This window comes from Deltaproteobacteria bacterium (genome assembly GCA_018668695.1).
Classification (GTDB): domain Bacteria; phylum Myxococcota; class XYA12-FULL-58-9; order XYA12-FULL-58-9; family JABJBS01; genus JABJBS01.
The window spans coordinates 1-19,253 of the sequence record JABJBS010000097.1 but is presented as its reverse complement, the minus strand read 5'-3'; the positions used below and the strand labels follow the sequence as shown (position 1 = coordinate 19,253).

The following is a 19,253-nucleotide window of genomic DNA, read 5'->3' as shown; positions in this document are numbered from 1 at the left end:
CGGGACTCTTCTTCGGGGGCAACGGGCTCGGATCCGGGGCGGCTCGATTCACCACCGAGGTCAAGTATCGTGGCGCCGGACTCTACAAGATTTTTGGCGTGTTTGATTACGGATTCAACATCGGAATACTGGCCGCCATCCGAGAAGGAGTCCGGTGTCAGGTTCAGAATACCCATCAAGATTGGAGAGGTGAAATCCAGGCGTGTACCACGCCCAGTCACAAATGAATTAGGAGGAGCTGTCATAGGAAGGTCGGGCGATTAAGCTTTCGCGCCGCCTGCCAATGGCCCAAGGATATCGGGTCCTGACTTTTCTTTCTCACGTTGACGCTCTTCGAGGTCTTCACGAGTCGTCATGCGAACCTTCGGTGGCTCTCGAGTCATCTCTTCACCAGCCATGAGCATGTCTACTTCTTTGCCATCGATGGTCTCATATATAATGAGAGCCTCGGCAATTCTGTTGAGTCCTTCACGGTTTTTCACAAGAAGTTCTGATGCACGCTTATACTGTGCCGTCAGAATGTCCTTGACTTCAGCGTCGATCAGCTTCGCTGTTTCACCGCTGTATTTCGCGCCTTGACCGATATCACGTCCCAAAAAGATATTGGATGGTGCCTCGCCGAAGGTGATGGGTCCAAGCGTTGTGCTCATGCCCCAATTACAAACCATCTTCCGAGCCAAGTCAGAGGCTTTGTCGAAGTCATTTCCTGCGCCCGTTGTGATTTCATCAAACACAACTTCCTCAGCAATTCGGCCTCCGAAAAGGACGACGATTCGATCCAGAGCCCACTTGCGAGAGTAACCATAGCGGTCATTCTCAGGAAGCATCTGTGTTAAACCAAGGGCCGGGCCACGAGGAATAATGGTTACCTTATGCACCGGGTCTGAGTGCTCAACGAGCTGGGCAAGCAAAGCGTGACCGGCCTCGTGATAGGCAGTGTTACGCAGATCGGCCTTGCTGAGGACCATGCTCTTACGTTCGGCACCCATCATGACTTTGTCCTTTGCAGATTCAAAATCGTGATGCTCCACCTTGGTCTTATTGAGCTTGGCAGCAATAAGTGCAGCCTCGTTGACCATATTGGCTAGGTCGGCTCCGGAAAAGCCGGGCGTTCCTCTGGCAAGTGTCTCCAAGTTGACGTCTGCAGCCAAAGGCACTTTACGTGTATGAACCTTGAGAATCATCCCGCGGCCAGAGAGATCGGGGTTTGGCACGGTTACACGCCGGTCGAAGCGACCAGGGCGCAGAAGAGCTGGGTCGAGTACATCGGCGCGGTTTGTGGCCGCTACTAAGATGACACCTTCATTGGATTCAAAACCATCCATCTCTACGAGTAGTTGGTTCAAGGTTTGTTCGCGTTCATCGTGACCACCGCCTAATCCAGCACCACGGTGGCGACCGACTGCATCGATCTCATCAATAAATATGATGCATGGAGCCTGCTTCTTGCTTTGTTCAAAGAGGTCACGCACACGAGATGCACCAACACCAACAAACATTTCTACAAAGTCTGAACCACTGATTGAAAAGAATGGAACACCCGCTTCACCTGCTACACCGCGGGCGAGCAAGGTTTTGCCCGTTCCGGGAGGTCCCATGAGAAGAACGCCTTTGGGGATGCGTCCGCCCAATCGTGTAAACTTTTTCGGGTCCTTCAAGAAATCGATAATCTCGCGGAGTTCCTCTTTTGCTTCTTCAACGCCGGCAACGTCTTTAAAGGTAATCTTCGGACCGGCTTCAGAGACCAAGCGAGCCTTAGATTTACCAAAGCTCATGGCTTTTCCGCCTCCGGACTGCAGTTGTCGCATCAGGAAGAAGAGGAAGAGGAAAACCAGCACCATGGGGAGCCATGATAAGAGGAGAGACTGCCACAGGGCACCGCCTTCTTCGCTCACCAGCTTAAACCCAACCTTTTGGCTCTGCATTTTGTCGATAACAGAATCAGTCAGCTTGCCAATCGCTTGGCTTTTGTTTCCGTCTTTGACCCATGAAAATTCGGTCTCGTTTTTAATTTCCACCGCTATATTGGTCAGCGCGCCGGACTCTACCTCAGTAAGGAACTGGGAGAAGGGCATCTCAGTCGGCTCGACTTGGTTTTGCTGCATGATGTTCCAAATCAGGTAAAACATCAGGAACAGTACGCCCCAAAGAATAAGAGTTTTATGGTTCTGCCGCACGGGTCTCTCCTCGTGGCTGATGAAATCTAATCTGGTTTCATCACCATCGGTCTAGCATTGTCGTCGCCGCTTTTAATGAACGAGCGAACCGACGTATTCTACATATAATACATGAGTTGTTGCCTTGCTCATAGGTGCGAAAGCTCCTCTGCGCAACCCAACGACCCAAATGATTTCTTCCCCACAAACAACCAAGGGCCAATGCTCACGCAAAGGGGTTGGTATCTTTAAGTTTGTAAACAAATCGCCTATTTTTACTGAACCTTGAAGGCCAAATGGTTCAAAGCGGTCTCCCGCCTGCCAAGGCCTCACTTCTAACCCAAGATGGAGTCGATCTGCGTCGAATGCAACCTGCCTAGGCCCCTTAACCTGCGAAATTAGCGTTTTTTTTGGTCCTTCGAGGTGTGTTTTTAGGTAACCACCTAGCGCGGGGACATTAAATTGCTCCCCAATCGTCAATTGCTGCCGAATATGGGGACTTTTGGCTGGGCCCCAAATGTAATTGGCCTCGTTCAAAATGACTTTTCCGCCGAGTGTCATTTTCTTCCCCGGGGTACCGAGAAGGTATCCAAGTTGTTCGATGTAGCTATTTTCAACCGGCAGATTTTGCATTTCGAGCCATGCTGAGAGTGCCCACTCGCGTAAATAAGGATCCGCTTTTTGAAGCACCTCGATATTCAGGCTGTCCAGCTGGCCTTTTGCCTCCTCAAGCAACGGTTGAGCCATTCGGTTCAGGAAGTCTGTGGCCCGTGCTGAGCGGCCGGCAAACCGTGACCAGTGTTTTTCGGCTTCTGGGTTGAGTTCGGAAAGAACGGGTACCACGTCTTCGCGGATTCGTGTCCGTGTTCGAACTCGGTTGAGGTTGCTGGGATCGGAGGCGAAGCTTAACGAGCGCGAGTTTGCATAGACGAGGACTTCCCCTCGTGTGATGCCCAGTAGAGGACGGATAATATCTCCCCGTTGTTCACGGATTGCGCCCGCACCCCGTAAGCCTGTTCCACGGGATAAACGCTGAACCAGGGTCTCACATTGATCTGTAGCGGTATGGGCCGTTGAAATAATCGGTTGAGGGAATTCTTGAGCAAACTGCCGAATAGCGGCATAGCGTGCTTCTCGAGCATTTTCGAGTAGGTTACCATGGCTGGGGAGGCTGATCGTTAATATATTAAATGGAATACCGTAAGTCTGAGCAAGTTGTCCCACAAGCTCTAGTTCTTTTTTCGCTTCAGGTCTAAGACCGTGGTCAACGCCTACTGCGACGACGGAACCAATTTGTCCTTTTAGCTTCAATTGACCAACTAAATCGAGCATGACCTGGGAATCCGAGCCACCGCTGCAGGCTAGAATGAGGGTGGAGTCTGCAGGCTGCAGGTGCTGCAGGCGCTCACGTAGTTTGGCCAAAAGGGTGGTCATATAGGCTTCAGTACCGTATTTATTTCTAAAAACAAGAAAAACTGAGCGAGCTATCTGGGTTAGATCGATGAAAAACAGAAGAAAACGACTAATTTGGTTGACAAAACGGCAGCGCGAGACGTAAGTAGCGCACCCTTCACGGGTATTGATGACTCTGAAGGGCCGGTGAAAACCGACCGACGGCGCCTTGGTGGCGCTAACATTAGGACGGAAGCGTTTCGTCAACGACTTGGCAGACTTAGAAGCGCTTCAGGAGTAAAAGACCATGGCAGTTCCAAAGAAACGCAAGTCACATTCACGAACCGGTATGCACCGTTCACACCACGCACTTGATAAGCCAGGGTATGTTACCTGCGCTCAGTGTGGTGAGCCTTCAAAGCTTCACCGTGTATGCAATAGCTGCGGCTACTACCGTTCCAAGGAACGAGTAGCTGGTAGCGTGCAGTCTCAAGAAGAAGCTTGAGTAACGCTCTAGATATTTAACCCCGTTCCCAAGGTTAAATCTGAACTAGAAACGATTAAAGGCCGTGTTATCACGGCCTTTTTTTATGGTCTCAGCCGAATACGTCGCGTTGTTGCAAGGGCCGCGTGTCAATTTGGAATCCCAGCGACACCTCTCTATTAATTACCTATAATTTACAAGGTCACCATCATGGCATGTTCAGTGCTCTATGAATGGCATGAACGACCTCGTACAAGCATTGTCAGCATTATCCTTAGGACCAAGGCCCAAACGCTGTGAGGTTGTGAGGCTCCTGGAGTCCCCGAGACCCGAGCAAGTCTTACTCGACTTAACGACGTCATTACCAAGGAGTGTATTGGTTAAGGCTGGTCGCTGCGCCAAAGCTATTCTCACGCTCGGAATTCAAACGATAGCGCCCTGGGATTTACCGGGCTCCCTAAAACTATTGAAAAATCCACCACTTGGCCTTTACGTTAGAGGTTCTGCCGCCGCGTTATACGGGGATGCCGATGCAATTGTCGGTTCACGAACCGCGGGCAAGGGCCCGTTATGGTGGGCGGGCCAACGGGCTATATCAGCTTGCGCATTAGGTAGAGCTGTCGTCTCAGGGGGCGCTTTGGGTATTGATTCGGAGGCTCACCGCGTAACTTGGGGAACAGGGGGTGTGGGGATCGTGGTACTCGGTGTGACTGTTGACCGATCCTACCCTGCAGAAAACAAAACTCTATTTGGCGAGATCGTTCGACAAGGTGGAGCCATTGTCAGTGAACATCCTCCTCTTGCTTCGACCTATGCGCTCCATCATGCAACTCGAAATCGGATTATTGCCGGACTTTCCAAGGCGTTATGGGTCGCGGAAGCCGGTACAGGCTCCGGGACACTTCATACAGTACGCACTGCGATGAAGCTTGGAATTCCCATTGGCGTGCCACCACCCGAAATTGGCGGCAAGCGGGGAGGGATTGACTGGATCTTAGAGCAAGAAGGACTCGTCAGTGTGGTGGGACCAAAAGGGTAGATTGACCTTGTAAGACTTGGGTGGTGGGTGTAAGGACTCGGCCAAAGCGAGGCTTTATCCATCGGAGCGAAACCCACCGATGGGGTGACCATGAGGCGCAGCATGAGTAAGAAAATTGTACACGTTGTAGGAACCGGAACCATTGGTGAACCACTTATTGGGCTCTTATCAGAGAACAAGGAAGCGTTTGGTATCGATGAGGTGACATTTCACAAGAACTCCCCCAGAGCCGGCGATAGCCCAAAGCTAAAGCAATTGGCCCGACGCGGAGCACTCCTTGCTGCAAATCACGATAAAATGGATGCATTCCGAGAGCTCGGAATGGAAGTGGCTTACGAGTCAGAAGAAGCGATCAAGCAAGCCAGCGTTGTTATCGACTGTACGCCTAGCGGTGTGGGTATTGCTAACAAAGCGCAGTTCTACAGCAAGTATGCCGATCGAGTGAACGGCTTTATTGCTCAGGGCTCTGAGTTTGGCTTCGGCAAAATGTACGCGCGAGGTATCAATGATCACATCCTTGAGCCAGGTAAAGATCAGTTCCTTCATGTTGTAAGCTGCAACACGCACAATATCGCTGCACTGCTAAAAACAATCGGCAGTAAAGCCAACGGTGACCTGAATGTAGAAGACGGGCGTTTTCTGTGCCTTCGTCGTTCAAACGATATTTCTCAAGACGGAAGTTTCGTACCAGCACCTCAGGTTGGGAAACACGGTGATGCGAAATTCGGCACACACCATGCCAGAGATGCCTACCACCTATTCCAAACACTTGGGTTAGACTTGAATCTCTTCTCCAGCGCAGTGAAGCTGAATACTCAGTACATGCACTCACTGCATTTCAGCATCACGTTGGCTGATAAAATCGAGATGGAAGACCTATTGGCGCGGTTCGAAGAGAACAAGCGCGTTGCTCTTTCAATCAAAACCAGCGCAAACTCAGTCTTTTCGTTCGGTCGTGAGCATGGCCACTATGGACGAATTTTGAGCCAGACGGTCGTAAGTACGCCGACCCTCGCAATTCGTAACGAACGTGAGGTTGTGGGCTTTTGTTTTACTCCACAAGATGGTAATTCGCTGCTGACTTCAGTGGCGGCTACCTTGTGGTATCTAGATCCTGAAACAGTAGATGAACGAATAGATTGTCTACGTCCTTACCTCTTTCAAGAGGTATAAGAGAACGGTCGGGCGAATAGCTCAGCGGTAGAGCGCCGCCCTTACAAGGCGGATGCCGGGGGTTCAAATCCCTCTTCGCCCACCATCTCAACTCTCGACCGTTCCTCACCGCTTCCCTCAGTTCTCGCTACAAAAAAAAATCGACAAAACAACAGCTTGCACCGTCCCCGGGGCAGGTAGTACGCTTTCAAAGTGGCCACGAATATTTGGCTGAACCTTTGGGGGACCCTTTGTCTGATAAAACCATCCTCATCGTTGATGACAGTCTTATTTCTCGAATGTTTATGCGTAAAGCGGTTCAAGGAACCTTCTCGCATTGGAACGTATTAGAGGCCAGTAATGGCCACGATGCGCTCTCTGCTGTTGAAGGCAAGCAGGTTGATATTGCGCTTTTAGACCTAAACATGCCTGGTGGGATCAATGGACTTGCTCTCGCTAAGTCATTGAAAGATGTTTACGCCAATATCCAAATTGCTTTGGTTACAGCGAATATCCAGTCTGCGGTTCGCGAGAAAGCCAGCGCCCTTGGCGTAGAATTTATCGCAAAGCCGATCACCGAAGATAAAATCGTCGATTTCCTAAAGACGTGTGCTGAATGAAAGAACCCGAGCTGAGTGAACTTCAGCGTGATGCTATCACCGAGCTTTTAAATATCGGTGTAGGACGGGCAGCTGCAGCTCTCAGTGAGATGGTCGACCAGGAGGTTGGTCTGACTGTTCCGCACTTGGATTTTGTCCCGCGATCTGAGCTAACGTCTTCTCTGGGAGATGAGTTTGGTGACCGCGTCACCGTATTACGACAACGTTTCGACGGCCCGTTTTGGGGGGATGCTCTGCTTATTTTCCCCGAAGCGCGCTCTATGGATATTGTTCGTGAGGTTATGCAGGGCACTGTTGCCCTAGACTCCATGGGTGAACTGGAACAAGAGGCTCTGACCGAAATTGGGAACGTTATTCTCAATGCGTGCATCGGCGGTTTGGCCAATAGCTTTGGCGTAGAAACAGAGTGTGCGCTGCCAGACTTTATTCAAAGCGATTTGCGAAAGGTATTCCTACCACCGGTAGATGGTGATGAGCCTTTGGTTTTGGTGTTGCGAATGGTTTTCACGATTGAGGAGCGTGATATCAAAGGTTACCTAGCATTTGTCTTGGACGGCAACGCATTAGAGGCCTTTTTAAGGCATGTAGAGGACTTCTTAAATCGATGACAGAAAAAGAAGTAAACAAGGCATCTGAAAAAAAAGGTGCTCCCGAGGCTAAGGTGAACTCGGTTGCAGTAGGTGAATTGGCAAGTGTTTGCTTCGCCGATATTGAGTCCGGACTGATGGTTCTGGACAAGAGTGGTCGCATTATTATGTGGAACGCTTGGATGTCCAAGGCATCGAGGGTTGCATCAAAAGATGCGGTCGGTCGTGAGCTTCCGGAAGTATTTCCAACGATTGCTGAAACACGTGTTTGGAAGGCTATTCAGTCGGCTCTAAAGCACGGTATGCCAGCACTTCTTTCCCATACGCTTAACAAGGCGCAGTTTCCTCTTTACCGTCCATTTCGTCATTCTGAAGAATTGATGCGGCAAATTATCGTCATCAAACCGACTAGAATCCCAGGCGTGGAGAGGCACTGTTTAGTGCAGATTTCAGACGTAACCCCTGCAGTGGTTCGAGAGGAAATGTTGCGAAAGCAAGCCCATGAACTGAAGTTAGCTCAGCAGATGCTTTTAGAGGCAGAACGTAAAGAAGCCGAGCGTGCAATTGCTCTTGAGCGCGAATCAACTGAAGCAGCTATGGCCGGCGGCTTTGCGCACGAGATGCGTAATGCTTTATCGGGTGGAAATTTGTTGCTGATGGGTTCGCTGGGGCTGGAGTCCAAAGAGGCCGCCAATAGCATTCCGCAAAAGACACGAGAAACTTTGGTGTCGATTCATAAGATGGTCAGCGGCTGGGGGATCTCCAAGGAACAAATTACCGAGCTTGGCGGTGCGCTTCGTGCAATCAACAAGAACGAAAAAAACATCGAGCACGTACTCAACAGTGTGCATGGTGCTACAGAGCGCGCGCTGATGATTACAAAGCAAATTATGCAGTATTCCAAAATGGGACATTCGCTTAAAGGCATGGAGCGTGTTTCCGTGTCGGAGCTGATTGCCGCAGTTATGGATGACTCGGAAGTGGACTTTGGTTCAGGTCACGTCGGCCTACTCATCGATGTCCCGGAAGACTTGGTCGTTCAGGGTGATAACCTGCAGTATTATTCGATTATCAAAAACTTAGTACAGAACGCACGGGATGCAGTCTTCGAACGTTTTGGTGGTGATGAAGGTGGACGAGTAGGCTTAATTATCGAGTCACACGAGAATTTTTGGCGTGTGGTGGTTTCGGATAATGGGGTCGGTATTCCTGAGGAACATCGACCGAAAATATTTAAAGCCTTCTTTTCGACGAAACCTGAGACAGGCACAGGGCTTGGTTTGGGTATGGTTAAGAAGCTTGTGAATCTGTATAATGGTACAATTAGTGTGGATAGCGTTGTAGGTGAGGGCACCACGTTTACTCTAGACTTCCAATTTTTATCGGGAGATGAAAACGGAATTGAAGAGCAGGCCGAGGGTGCGTCTTTAGGCGATGCGGAGGAGAGTGTTGATGGATGATATTGACCGCTTATTGGGCGAGGATGAAACGACCGAGTCCGAACAAGATCCGAATGCGCCGTTAGTAATCGTGATTGACGATGATGCGACACAGAGAATGTCTCTTCGATACGCTCTTGAGAAAAAATATCGTGTTGATGTTTATAGCAGTGGAAGCGCTGGTGTTGAGAATGTGAAGCAGGACACCTCCTGTGTTATTTTAGATATTAAAATGCCCGATAAAGATGGCTTTTGGACTTATAAAGAAATTCGTAAACGAGATGCCGATTTACCTATTATCTTCAACTCAGCTTATCAGGACCTCGAGGATCCCTTTGTGATCATGAACGAGTATCGTCCTTTTGGGTATATGACGAAGAGTGGAGATCTGACTGAGCTGATGGATATGGTTGGGAAGGCTGTTGCATTTCGAGACCGAGTAAACTCTAAGCGAAGTCTTGTAGATCAACTGCGTAAGGTTAAGGGCGAGATGGAGTCTTTACGTAAGCGAAAAGGTTGGTGAGTTCTTATCGAACATCTGCGCCTGGTTTCCGCTCTATAATTGCCTGATTACTTTGAAGTCCCGTGTGAAGAAATTCCATAGTAGCATGGATAGCTTCCGGCCGATTAAAAACTACAAAATGATTGCTTTGACTCGGTTGGAGAATACTCCCGCACCATTGGAGAAATCCGCCTGTGTTGCTTCCTTCTAAGTTCGAACGCACCGGCGCACTGATGTAGGGTAGGTTCGCGAGAGAATAGAGTTGCGTTTCCATTGCAGCAGGTTCAACCAGTGGAATACGACCAGCGACTGCCATAGCCGAGGCACTGAAGTGCGGAGTTTGTTCATCGTAGCAACCTGATGTGACCAATATGTTGGGGGCAGGGCTCTCGCGTCTCGGGTTCCAGCTGGGTGCGTAGTTGATTGGATCGGTGATGTCGACGGCCGTTTGGATCAATGTGATGAGCGGATGAAGTTCACTTAACGTTTCTGTTTCAGGTAACTCTGTGAAAAACCGAATAAGTTCCTCGAAATCCACGGGGTCCTTACGTTCAAGAACGGTGATGCTGAGTCCACCGCCAGCTCCTGAAAGAACCCAAGAGCTAATGTCTTCATCAAAAGCTAAGGCTATGGCGCCAGAGATTCCACCCTGCGAGTGACCGAAAAACCCCACCTTGTCGGTGGAAAAACAAATAGGCTCTCCGGTGGGACTGCTTGCTTCATCAACCTCGAGATTATTGGTTACAAATTGTGTGAGTGCCCAGGTGTCGATAGCGGCTTGACGGAACATCGAGCGCGCCGCATCAGGATTAACGAAATTGAAGCTGGCGATATTAACGTCGAAGGAATTCCCTTCACTGCGTGGTCCGTGAAGCGGCATGTCTATGCCAATGGCGGCAATGCCCCGTGCTGCCAGACGGCCGGCGGTTTCCGAAACCATAGAGTAGGCGCTTCCGCCCGTACCGTGAGCATACTCGGTAATTGGAAAACATCCATCGCTGCCAACAGGTTGTGTCTTGGGGATGGATAAGGTGAATCTAATGTCTTCGTCACGTACCACAGAAGGAACTCCATCGGTAAACTGAAGTTCGCCATCTCGGTTGTACGGAACATCACCCACTTGGTAGTTCGGTACGGTAATCTTGCCTTCCATGAGATAGAACTCAGTGGTTTCGTTGCTGGTCCATTTGAAGCTTTTTGCCTCGAAGAGTTCTCCGGCGTCAGTCATGGCTTGCCAATCATCTGGGCGGTAGCTTGGCGCTGGAGCTTGTTGGACTTGCTCATAAATCGATTTAAGCTGACTGGTCGTAGCTTGTGTCGTGAAGACAGATGCTCCAACAACCGTTGCAGGATCGATGGCTTGGTCTTGAAGATAAAGTCTGAGTTTTGAAAAAGAGTTGTCCAGTCTTTCATAGGTGCTTGATGGCATCGATTGCCCGCAGCCTGTCGCGCCAGCGGATGAAAGCAGCGCTCCCAGTGCGGCATCAGCCTGCAGGGGCTGGGCGTTTGTCGTTTGAAGACCGGACTTCAGAATAATCGCGTAGGTTGTGGACTCTTGAAGAGGAAATCCCCAATGCGGAGCGACCGCCAGTGTATTCGCAGGCACGTAAGAGGTGCTTTGCGCCCAATATTCCCAGCGTACAGGGTAGGAACGTCCATATTCTGGAGAGTCAGGGTCAATATCGACGAGGGTGAGCGATTCATGTGGCGCCGAAGCATGAGCTGCTGGCAAACCGGATGTATCCAGTGTTTCGGACAACTCGAAGTACACTGCGCCATTTAGGCTGAATCCGTCGATGTCACGGGTGACAACTTTAATATAGTCATCCACCAAACCAACGTTGAACGGGTTAGGGTAAAGGTCCCATTCTTTGTCGGAAACATCATCCCGATTGTCGAGGGGGAAAGGCATCGCGAGCCAGCGCTCACCGGCTTCGCCTGGTTTAAAGCTAATATTGGGACTGTTCTGCTCGGGGCATACAACATTGTTCTGGCAGGCGGTCAGAGTGGCCATCAATATCCAAAGAGCGAAGATTGTCTTCTGTAATCGCATTTAATTTCCCCTTCGTCGGATGGATAGAATGCCGAATAAAGCGGTTTGTGGCTAGCCCCTCAAAATTTAGGGATGTTCTGCTCTTTAAGGTGATTGACAGATTAGAGTGCCTGTGATGAATCCGTATCATGGTAATGCAATGGTTGTTTCTCGCTGCGACGTTGACATCGGCGATTCCCGATCACTCTGACGGCTATTTTCCTGACCTAACTCGAACTCGCGTCGAAAACGTAAAAGTTTCGGGTGAGGGCGGTCCGGTCATCCTTGTGGTAGTCGATGCCATGCGGCCCGACCGCATGAGTACGTACGGATTTGAGCGGGAGACCACACCACACCTCAGTAAGCTCGCGGACGATGGCGTCATCTTTACCAATTACTATGTTAACGGTAATTGGACTCGACCAACTTCAACTACGATGCTTACCGGATTGCCGCCGGTCGCTCACCGGGTAGAGAAGCAAGTCGACCGGTTAGCTCACGACATTCCGACACTGGCGCAAACGCTTGCTGCCAATGGAATTCCAGCGGGAGCTGTAGTGGGGAATGGGAATGCAGGCAGTGTGTATGGCCTGGACCGTGGTTTTACTTATTACGCGGATACTGTGAAACATTGGAAGGGGCTGCCCACGGCTCAGAATGTTGTAGACCTTGGACTGCCTTTCATTGAAAAAAACCAAAATGACCCGTTTTTCCTAATGCTCTTTATGGTCGACCCTCACGACCCGTATGGCGCTCCAGGCCCATACGAAAACTACTTCGTTAAGGATAAGTCTGTTCGGCTTATTCGCACACCCCACTGGGAAAAGGGTAATTACTCAAAAGCTGAAGTCGAGCGGATGAAGGCAACCTACGACGGCTCGGTACGTTATGTGGACGAAACTCTGGGTAAGCTTTTTTCCAAATTAAAGAAGATGGGGCTCTACGACAAGTCCACGATAATCGTAACATCTGACCACGGTGAAGCATTCGGTGAGCATGGTGTGTTCATGCACAGCCATCACCTCTACGATGAAATCATACGCGCTCCTTTGATTATAAAGCCGCCATCTATTTCAAAGAAGGCTGGATACAATCATTACCTTTTCGATAGCACCGATTTGATGCCGACAGTTTTGGGCTGGTATCAGGTTGCGCCGCTTACAAAGCTACCAGGTGTTGATATTATTCACTCCTTAGAAAATCCGTCTGCCAACGATCCACACAGAAGAATCGTTACAGAGTTCAACCACTTTGGTATTCATCGAGCCACGGTTCGCTCTTATACCGGCAAGGTTATTTATTCTGCCCCTGTTGACGAGAAAGAGTTTCGCTCAACTGTTGGCAACCGTTCGCTTTTACCTTCTGTCTCGTTCGATAAAGAATGGGTTAGAATGTACGATTTGTCTCGCGACCCATTTGAGAAAAACTGCCTCTATAATGAGAAACCCGCGCAGTTCGGTCATTTGTCCAAGCTTTTAAAAGAAATACGAAGTTATCGAGCGGGTAGGCCTTCCAAGCCTTCGGTTCCGGCTACAGCAGTCGATGCAGAGACACTGAAAGACTTGAAGACCATGGGCTATGTTGATTGAGTCCGTATCTTTTTTAGTCCAGATAACCCATCGCGTGTAAACGGCTCAGCACACTTGAGTTCTGAATGCTTTCGTTTTCGGAGAGTCGATTGAACTCATCTTCTTGGTCGCTGCGCTCAAAGGCCAAGATCCCTTGCATCCAAATCGGAGGGTTAGCCTGAGTGGCTTGAGGGATGGGTTCACCCATGAGTGCGTAAATCAGAGAGCCGGCCTCTTCGATGGTTAGGAGCGGAAGTTTCTTGTGTTGAAGCCCCGTGCCAGATGCTATCCAGACTCCATTCTTATGATGAACGCCGGGCATGCCGCTTCCCTTAGGTGCGGCGTATTCCTCTTTTGACATGCGACGAACGACTGGGCCCGGTCCAACAGATCTTAGAAAAGATGCCCGATAATTACTCGGCCAAGCGGGCTCGAGTATTAAGTCGGGCGCGTCATCGGCTGCCGGCCCATTCAGAACCTCGTCTTTTCGGTGAGCCTTGGCGATGAAGGGCTCTCCTGTTTCGGGATGACAGATACTAAGAACCTCTTTGGCCAGTTGGTCTCGTAAAGAGTCGGCTTCTTGGTCTGTGAGCGTGCCGTTTTCGAATCTAGACTTTCTGTGCATCCAGAGAGTGGGTGCGTAATCAAGTTCGTCTGAGAAAACGTCGGATTGTTTATGGTCGATTTGGCCTCCGCGCACAGCCGTAAGAATCTTTGACTTAAGCTTCATAGGCAACGAGTCGACTGCTCGTTTAACGGCTGCATGTGGGAGATGCTGGAGTAGGTTGTGTCCCACTTTTGAAATCGAATTTTGAGTTTTGGATTTTTTCTCAGCACTGAATTTGAGGTGGCCTTTAGTCTCGAGCCAGCGATTAAGGTGAATCGCATAATCGGACGCTCCTCCGAAACCATGATCGCTTACAATGAGGATCCGACTGTTCTTAGGTCTTTCTCGGTCAAACCATCCAATGAGTTCGTCAAGGCGCCGGTAGATTGAGGGAAGCGTATCGGTTGCGTTTTTAGAGCAGGCTCGGGGGCTCGCCATATCCCAGGTGTGCCAAGCGTGGTGGCTCGCGGTGTCTGATGCCTGGAGGTGGAACATAAAGAGGTCCCATGGCTCTTGACGGTAAATCGTTTGAAGTAGTTTTTCTTTAGCGCCGATATCATCGAGGAGGCGTTGAGCCGCTTTTTCTAAGCGTTTTGGGTCTCTGCTGTGCTCGTTAAAAACGCCAAGTCTCCAACCGCCAAGCTGCTGGACTAACGGCCTTAAACTCTCCGGCCATATTCCTTCATCTCCAACCCTGTCGCCGCCTGGAGCATCGAACCCGGAGATGCAAACACCATTTATTTTTTCGGGTGGAAAGGTTCCAGGGATACCCACCGAAGCAACTCGGTAGCCGCGATTGGATAGGTGTTGTAGGCAGGTAGGGATGAGTCGGTCACCGCCGTGAAACCCGGTTAGGTCATACGTCCCAGGTACATGGCGAAACATATCAATGATTCCATGTGTACCTGGGTTGGCGCCTGTTAGAAAGGAACTCCAAGCGGGCAGCGTTGCGGTAGGTTGGGTCGACTCAAGCTCGGTCGATAGCCCGGACTCCATGATGCGTTTGATATTGGGAAGCTGGTCGTCCTGAAGAAGCGGTTTAATGATATTAAATGTGGCCCCATCTAATCCGACGACGATGAGGGGGTGAGCGGCACCTGTCACTCGATATAACCAAGAGCTCGAAGCTCGGCTTCATCTTCCAGATTCATTTCTTTCTTCTGACGACTCGCACCACCGGTTTTCGAGCGTTCTTGATGAAGCTTCAATTCATTCTCTAGCGTTTGCACAACAATGGGTTGTGTATCCTGGATTGGATTCTTCTCTTCGGAGTCAGAGCCAAGATTATAAAGCTCTTTCACGAGGAGACCACGAGGGTTGTCGGCATTGGCTTGAATGAGCTTCATGTCTTGCGGATGATTTTGGCGAGCTGATTCAAGAATTTGACCCTGATGGTTTTGGCTCGCAAATGTATGGGTCGGAGCGGCTGTGTCACCCAGGAGGTTACGACCTTCCCAGCTTGGATCCGCCTTGATTCCAAATAGGCTTGCAATGGTCGGAGCAATATCCACTTGCCGTGCAATGTCTGAGCGTCTTGCCGGAGTAACTGCTGGTCCGCTGATGACCAATGGGATGTTGAGCATTTCTTCGTAAAGCGTTTGACCATGATAGTAACCACCGTGTTCACCAAATTCTTCACCATGGTCCGAAGTGAGTACGATATGAATTTTATCAAGCAGTCCGCGTTGCTCAAGACCTAAGAGAAGCTGAGCGAAACTTTGATCAAAACGCTGAACATCGTCGAGGTAAGCGTCGTGAAAAATCTCTGCCATACTGGCGGGTGGATTCGGGCTTGCCACACGCGCATAACTTTGCCCATCGTTTGCAAAGAAGGGGTCGTGTGGTTCCATATAATGCAGCCAGAGAAAGAAGGGTTGGGTGCGTTTTTGGTCAAGGAAGGCGAATGCTTCTTGGTTTACGCTCTTGCCTTCTTGATAAAAGAAACGCGGCTCCCGCGAAGTGGACATGTAGCGTTCGTGAAGCAACCGGTAGACGTTATAGGCGACTAAGCGGTTCGCATCTTCCGGTGCTCCCAAATAGCGATCTGGAGCCAAATAGCGATAATTTTTAAAGCCTGCAGAGAAACCGTAGCTAGGCTCTAGGTTGTAGTTTGTAACAACTGCGGCCGTATCCACTTTACCGGAGGTTAACACTTCCGCGAGTGTCGGGAGTGTGTCCGGTACGACATCGGTTTTGAGCATAGTCTGGTGACCGGGAACATGGCGAGATGTCATAACGCTCGCCATTGTGGGCTTGGTCCAAGATGCCTGCGCGCTCATGTCGTCAAAAACAACAGATGTTTTGGACCACTTGTCAATGCTGGGTGTTGGAGGCTGGCCTCTGTGAATTTTTGCGCCGTAGGTTGAAAGAGCATCGGCCCTTAATGCGTCGGCCACCACCAATATCACGCCTCTAGAGTCTGATATCTCAATTTGCGATTCAGTGCTTGCGACGTAGGTGGATGAACTTGATTGTGAGGCGAGGAGCGCAAACACAATGAGTACGGTGCCAATAAATCCCCATGATGGTGCGCCGTTAAGTCTTTCGGAACGAAAGTTCTGACCGAATGCTTTGCCGGTTGAGTAGACAGCCAAAGCGACGGCTACGGCCATCACGGCGGCGATACCTGTAGCAGGTAACTGGGCGCTAGAGGATTCCGCGAAGAAGTCTCGTAAGACCAGGAACCGTCCGATGACCAAAGTGGTTGCGAATAAAGTGAGGGAAGCTCCCAAGGTGCCTAAGCGCTGAGGGCGTTTGGATTTCGGCCACAGCTGCAAGGCAGGTAGAGCAAACAATCCTCCCATCGCACACAATGCTCCGTAGAAGAACATGGCGTATATAAGGGAGGCGTCACGATACAGTGCCTCTGCGAGACCTGTGATCATACCACCTGCGGTGGTGCCCATGGCAAAAGCGATTGTTTGAGGTGTCTTTGAACTCATTGCGTTTCGTTACTTACCAATCTTGAGATTTTTCGCAAATACTCAATTTCCGGATGGAAAGTCACTCTGAGACTATTGACATGACGCGTCGTGTTGTTGATCCTGCCCTCGGCCGCAGAGAGTTCACAGTTTTAAGTGACCGGCGCCGCTAAGGAGAAAACATGGTAGCGAAGAAGCGTTTAAAACCACGCGCAGGACGAAGAGCTTGTATTGTATCCGGCCTGAGAACACCGTTCGTTAAGTCCAATGGAGTCTTTAAAGACCTCACGGGATTGGATTTAGCATCTCAAGTGGTGACCGAACTGATATCCAGGAGTAATTTAGACCGTGATGAAGTCGATCAAGTCATTTATGGCCAGGTCGTAGCAGCGGTTGAAGCCCCGAATATCGCGCGTGAGATTGTATTGGCTACGGCGCTTCCGCGCTCAGTGGACGCCTATTCAGTAAGCCGCGCTTGCGCGACGGGCACTCAGGCACTGGTAAGTGCGGCGATGTCGATCGAAGCAGGCGATACGGATGTGACGATTTGTGGTGGTGTTGAGAGTTTGTCGAAGCCTCCTATCACCCTGAGCGACCGTTTCATTAAAATCATCATGGAAGCCAACGGTGCCAAGGATGGCATGTCGAAGGCTAAGGCATTTAGCAAGCTTAAGCTTAAAGACCTCGTTCCGAAGCCTCCTGCGATTGCAGAGTTTTCGACAGGTTTAACCATGGGGCAGGCCGCTGAGGTTATGGCTAAAGCCAACGGTGTAACCCGTGAATCACAAGACCGTTTGGCCGAGACTTCGCATCAAAACGCCGCAAAGGCCTGGGATGCGGGGGTTTACGACAATGAAGTCATGGAAATGCTGGTTGGAGACTCATACGAACAATCGGTTCAGCGTGACAATCTATTGCGGGCAGATACCACATACGAAAAGCTGTCAAAGCTTCGACCAGCCTTCGACCGTAAGTACGGTACGATTACTGCCGGTAATAGCTCAGCCCTTACCGACGGTGCATCAGCGCTTTTGGTCATGAGTGAGGCCAAAGCCAAAGCCTTAGGTTATGAGCCGTTGGCTTATGTGAAGAGCTGGGGATTTGCCGCGCTTGATCCAGGCTGGCAGTTACTAATGGGCCCATCTTTCGCGTCGCCTTTGGCGCTTGACCGCGCAGGGATGGAGCTAGCGGACATCGATCTGGTCGATATGCATGAGGCATTCGCGGCTCAGATGGTCTCCAATATGGATGCTTTCGCATCTGAGTCTTTCGCCAGCGAACATTTAGGTCGTTCTAAGGCTATTGGAGCCATAGCGCCGGAGAAGTTGAATGTCTTGGGCGGATCTTTGGCTTTGGGACACCCATTTGCTGCGACCGGTGGTCGACAGGTTCTCTCAATGGCTCACGAACTTCGACGCCGTGGAAGCGGTACTGCCTTAATCACGCAGTGTGCTGCGGGTGGCATCGGTGCCGCTGTTATTATCGAACGCGACTAAAAACGACTCTAAGGTTTAAGAAAAGAGGAACTGATGGAACTCGACCATTTTCAATTTAACGTTGACGAAGACGGCATCGCGATTGTGCTCATGGATGTGCAAAACCAGTCGATGAACACCATCTCCACCCAGGTTTCTGGTGATTTGGAGAAAATTGTAGCCAAGATTGAATCAGACCCGAAAATTGTAGGTGCTGTTATCGGCTCGGCAAAAAAGGGCAGCTTCATCGCAGGCGCTGACATTGGCATGATTTCAGGCGCTACGTCCGCACAAGATGCGGCAGAGATGTCGACTCAGGGCCAAAAAGGCATGGAGCGGCTAGAGAAAATTTGGACGGAGCACGGCAAGCCGGTTGTAGCGGCTATTGATGGCCCTGCGATGGGTGGTGGTCTGGAATTGGCCCTCGCTTGCAGCATGCGCATTGTTAGTGATTCGCCTAAAACAGTTCTCTCACTGCCTGAAGTTAAATTGGGTCTTTTACCTGGAGCTGGCGGCACACAGCGTTTGCCGGCACTTGTTGGTATCGTTGACGCGCTCGATATGATGCTAACGGGCAAAAATATCCGCGCTAAGAAGGCCAAGAAGCTTGGGCTCGCCGACGAGGTGGTTCCCGCTGGAATCTTACTCGATGTAGCGAAAAAGCGTGCGCTCGAGGGTAAAGTTGCCGTCAAAACTAAAGCCGGCGGAGACATGGTGAAGGATTTCGCCCTTGAAGGAAACCCGGTTGGACGCCTCGTATTGTTTAAGCAGGCTCGAGAGAGTGTCTTCAAGAAAACTCGTGGGCGCTACCCAGCCACCGAACGAATCATCGAAGCTGTGAAAGCGGGCGTAGAGGCAGGACCGGAAGCAGGATACGCGGCTGAGGCCCAGTATTTTGGCGAACTTGTGATGTCGAATGAGAGTGCTGCCATGCGCGGTATCTTCTTCGCCACTCAAGAACTCAAGAAAGAATCAGGTGTCTCCGCTAAGAGCGTAGAGCCTAAGCCTGTGAAGCGGGTGGGTGTGCTGGGCGGAGGCCTGATGGGCGCCGGAATCGCGGCCATCTCAACCATGAAAGCCAAGACACCTGTTCGTATTAAAGAAGTTGATGCGAAAGGCGTGGGCCGTGGTTTTGATTATGTTCACAAGCTACTCGCCAAAGACCAGAAGCGTAAGATTCGTACTGGGCATGAAGTGAAGCGGATCATGAACATGGTCACCGGTTGCACCAACTTGAGCGGATTCAAATCGCTGGACCTGGTGATTGAAGCTGTATTCG

16 protein-coding genes and 1 tRNA gene are annotated in these 19,253 nt (G+C 50.4%); 11 read left to right on the top strand and 6 right to left on the bottom strand.

Annotated elements, in window-relative coordinates:
• The 3 genes from HOK28_05450 to tilS all read right to left on the bottom strand — a co-directional run.
• Positions 1-245 (bottom strand): dihydropteroate synthase (locus HOK28_05450; protein ID MBT6432516.1); only part of this gene is annotated, 245 nt, incomplete at its 3' end.
• Positions 246-260: 15 nt separating this feature from the next.
• On the bottom strand, positions 261-2,177 hold the full coding sequence (locus HOK28_05445; protein ID MBT6432515.1) for an ATP-dependent metallopeptidase FtsH/Yme1/Tma family protein: 1,917 nt from the start codon (positions 2,175-2,177) through the stop codon (positions 261-263).
• A 72-nt stretch (positions 2,178-2,249) separates the two neighbouring features.
• The gene (tilS, locus tag HOK28_05440) at positions 2,250-3,590 is read right to left on the bottom strand and encodes a tRNA lysidine(34) synthetase TilS (GenBank protein MBT6432514.1); all 1,341 of its coding nucleotides are present in this window, start codon (positions 3,588-3,590) and stop codon (positions 2,250-2,252) included.
• A 265-nt stretch (positions 3,591-3,855) separates the two neighbouring features.
• On the opposite strand from tilS, the gene rpmF reads away from it, so the two are divergent.
• The 8 genes from rpmF to HOK28_05400 all read left to right on the top strand — a co-directional run bounded on the left by rpmF (position 3,856) and on the right by HOK28_05400 (position 9,392).
• Positions 3,856-4,053 (top strand): 50S ribosomal protein L32, encoded by a 198-nt coding sequence (gene rpmF, locus HOK28_05435; protein ID MBT6432513.1) that lies wholly within the window; start codon positions 3,856-3,858, stop codon positions 4,051-4,053.
• 217 nt (positions 4,054-4,270) lie between these two features.
• Positions 4,271-5,071 carry a hypothetical protein gene (locus HOK28_05430; GenBank protein MBT6432512.1) on the top strand — a complete coding sequence of 267 codons (801 nt, stop codon included), beginning with the start codon at positions 4,271-4,273 and terminating at the stop codon, positions 5,069-5,071.
• A gap of 102 nt (positions 5,072-5,173) precedes the next feature.
• A complete protein-coding gene (locus tag HOK28_05425) occupies positions 5,174-6,244 on the top strand; it encodes a hypothetical protein (GenBank protein MBT6432511.1) in 1,071 nt (356 codons plus the stop codon).
• Positions 6,245-6,254: 10 nt separating this feature from the next.
• Positions 6,255-6,329, top strand: a tRNA-Val gene (locus tag HOK28_05420).
• Positions 6,330-6,474: 145 nt separating this feature from the next.
• Positions 6,475-6,843, top strand: coding sequence for a response regulator (locus tag HOK28_05415; protein MBT6432510.1), 369 nt, complete (start codon positions 6,475-6,477; stop codon positions 6,841-6,843).
• Complete coding sequence (locus tag HOK28_05410; GenBank protein ID MBT6432509.1) at positions 6,840-7,451, top strand: chemotaxis protein CheC; 612 nt, start codon at positions 6,840-6,842, stop codon at positions 7,449-7,451. Before HOK28_05415 ends, HOK28_05410 begins: the two co-directional genes overlap by 4 nt.
• Complete coding sequence (locus tag HOK28_05405) at positions 7,448-8,890, top strand: HAMP domain-containing histidine kinase (GenBank protein MBT6432508.1); 1,443 nt, start codon at positions 7,448-7,450, stop codon at positions 8,888-8,890. Before HOK28_05410 ends, HOK28_05405 begins: the two co-directional genes overlap by 4 nt.
• A complete protein-coding gene (locus HOK28_05400; GenBank protein ID MBT6432507.1) occupies positions 8,883-9,392 on the top strand; it encodes a response regulator in 510 nt (169 codons plus the stop codon). Before HOK28_05405 ends, HOK28_05400 begins: the two co-directional genes overlap by 8 nt.
• Before the next feature lie 4 nt (positions 9,393-9,396).
• Here HOK28_05400 and HOK28_05395 read toward each other — a convergent pair whose 3' ends face one another.
• The gene (locus HOK28_05395; protein ID MBT6432506.1) at positions 9,397-11,424 is read right to left on the bottom strand and encodes a hypothetical protein; all 2,028 of its coding nucleotides are present in this window, start codon (positions 11,422-11,424) and stop codon (positions 9,397-9,399) included.
• Positions 11,425-11,552: 128 nt separating this feature from the next.
• Here HOK28_05395 and HOK28_05390 point away from each other — a divergent pair, with 128 nt between their 5' ends.
• Positions 11,553-12,992 (top strand): sulfatase, encoded by a 1,440-nt coding sequence (locus HOK28_05390; GenBank protein MBT6432505.1) that lies wholly within the window; start codon positions 11,553-11,555, stop codon positions 12,990-12,992.
• A gap of 13 nt (positions 12,993-13,005) precedes the next feature.
• On the opposite strand, the gene HOK28_05385 is transcribed toward HOK28_05390, so the two are convergent.
• Together HOK28_05385 and HOK28_05380 are read right to left on the bottom strand one after the other, a co-directional pair.
• The gene (locus HOK28_05385; protein MBT6432504.1) at positions 13,006-14,682 is read right to left on the bottom strand and encodes a hypothetical protein; all 1,677 of its coding nucleotides are present in this window, start codon (positions 14,680-14,682) and stop codon (positions 13,006-13,008) included.
• Positions 14,679-16,520, bottom strand: a complete 1,842-nt coding sequence (locus tag HOK28_05380) for a sulfatase (protein ID MBT6432503.1) — start codon at positions 16,518-16,520, stop codon at positions 14,679-14,681. Before HOK28_05380 ends, HOK28_05385 begins: the two co-directional genes overlap by 4 nt.
• 161 nt (positions 16,521-16,681) lie before the next feature.
• Between HOK28_05380 and fadI the strand changes: the two genes are divergently transcribed.
• Positions 16,682-17,995 (top strand): acetyl-CoA C-acyltransferase FadI, encoded by a 1,314-nt coding sequence (gene fadI / locus HOK28_05375; protein MBT6432502.1) that lies wholly within the window; start codon positions 16,682-16,684, stop codon positions 17,993-17,995.
• A gap of 33 nt (positions 17,996-18,028) precedes the next feature.
• Positions 18,029-19,253 (top strand): fatty acid oxidation complex subunit alpha FadJ (gene fadJ / locus HOK28_05370; protein MBT6432501.1); only part of this gene is annotated, 1,225 nt, incomplete at its 3' end.

Excerpts from the sequence above, each read along its gene's own strand:
- tilS (MBT6432514.1), bottom strand. The coding sequence starts at position 3,590 with ATGACCACCCTTTTGGCCAAACTACGTGAGCGCCTGCAGCACCTGCAG.
- rpmF (MBT6432513.1), top strand. The coding sequence starts at position 3,856 with ATGGCAGTTCCAAAGAAACGCAAGTCACATTCACGAACCGGTATGCAC.
- HOK28_05430 (MBT6432512.1), top strand. The coding sequence starts at position 4,271 with ATGAACGACCTCGTACAAGCATTGTCAGCATTATCCTTAGGACCAAGG.
- HOK28_05425 (MBT6432511.1), top strand. The coding sequence starts at position 5,174 with ATGAGTAAGAAAATTGTACACGTTGTAGGAACCGGAACCATTGGTGAA.
- HOK28_05410 (MBT6432509.1), top strand. The coding sequence starts at position 6,840 with ATGAAAGAACCCGAGCTGAGTGAACTTCAGCGTGATGCTATCACCGAG.
- HOK28_05405 (MBT6432508.1), top strand. The coding sequence starts at position 7,448 with ATGACAGAAAAAGAAGTAAACAAGGCATCTGAAAAAAAAGGTGCTCCC.
- HOK28_05400 (MBT6432507.1), top strand. The coding sequence starts at position 8,883 with ATGGATGATATTGACCGCTTATTGGGCGAGGATGAAACGACCGAGTCC.
- HOK28_05395 (MBT6432506.1), bottom strand. The coding sequence starts at position 11,424 with ATGCGATTACAGAAGACAATCTTCGCTCTTTGGATATTGATGGCCACT.
- HOK28_05390 (MBT6432505.1), top strand. The coding sequence starts at position 11,553 with ATGGTAATGCAATGGTTGTTTCTCGCTGCGACGTTGACATCGGCGATT.
- HOK28_05380 (MBT6432503.1), bottom strand. The coding sequence starts at position 16,520 with ATGAGTTCAAAGACACCTCAAACAATCGCTTTTGCCATGGGCACCACC.
- fadI (MBT6432502.1), top strand. The coding sequence starts at position 16,682 with ATGGTAGCGAAGAAGCGTTTAAAACCACGCGCAGGACGAAGAGCTTGT.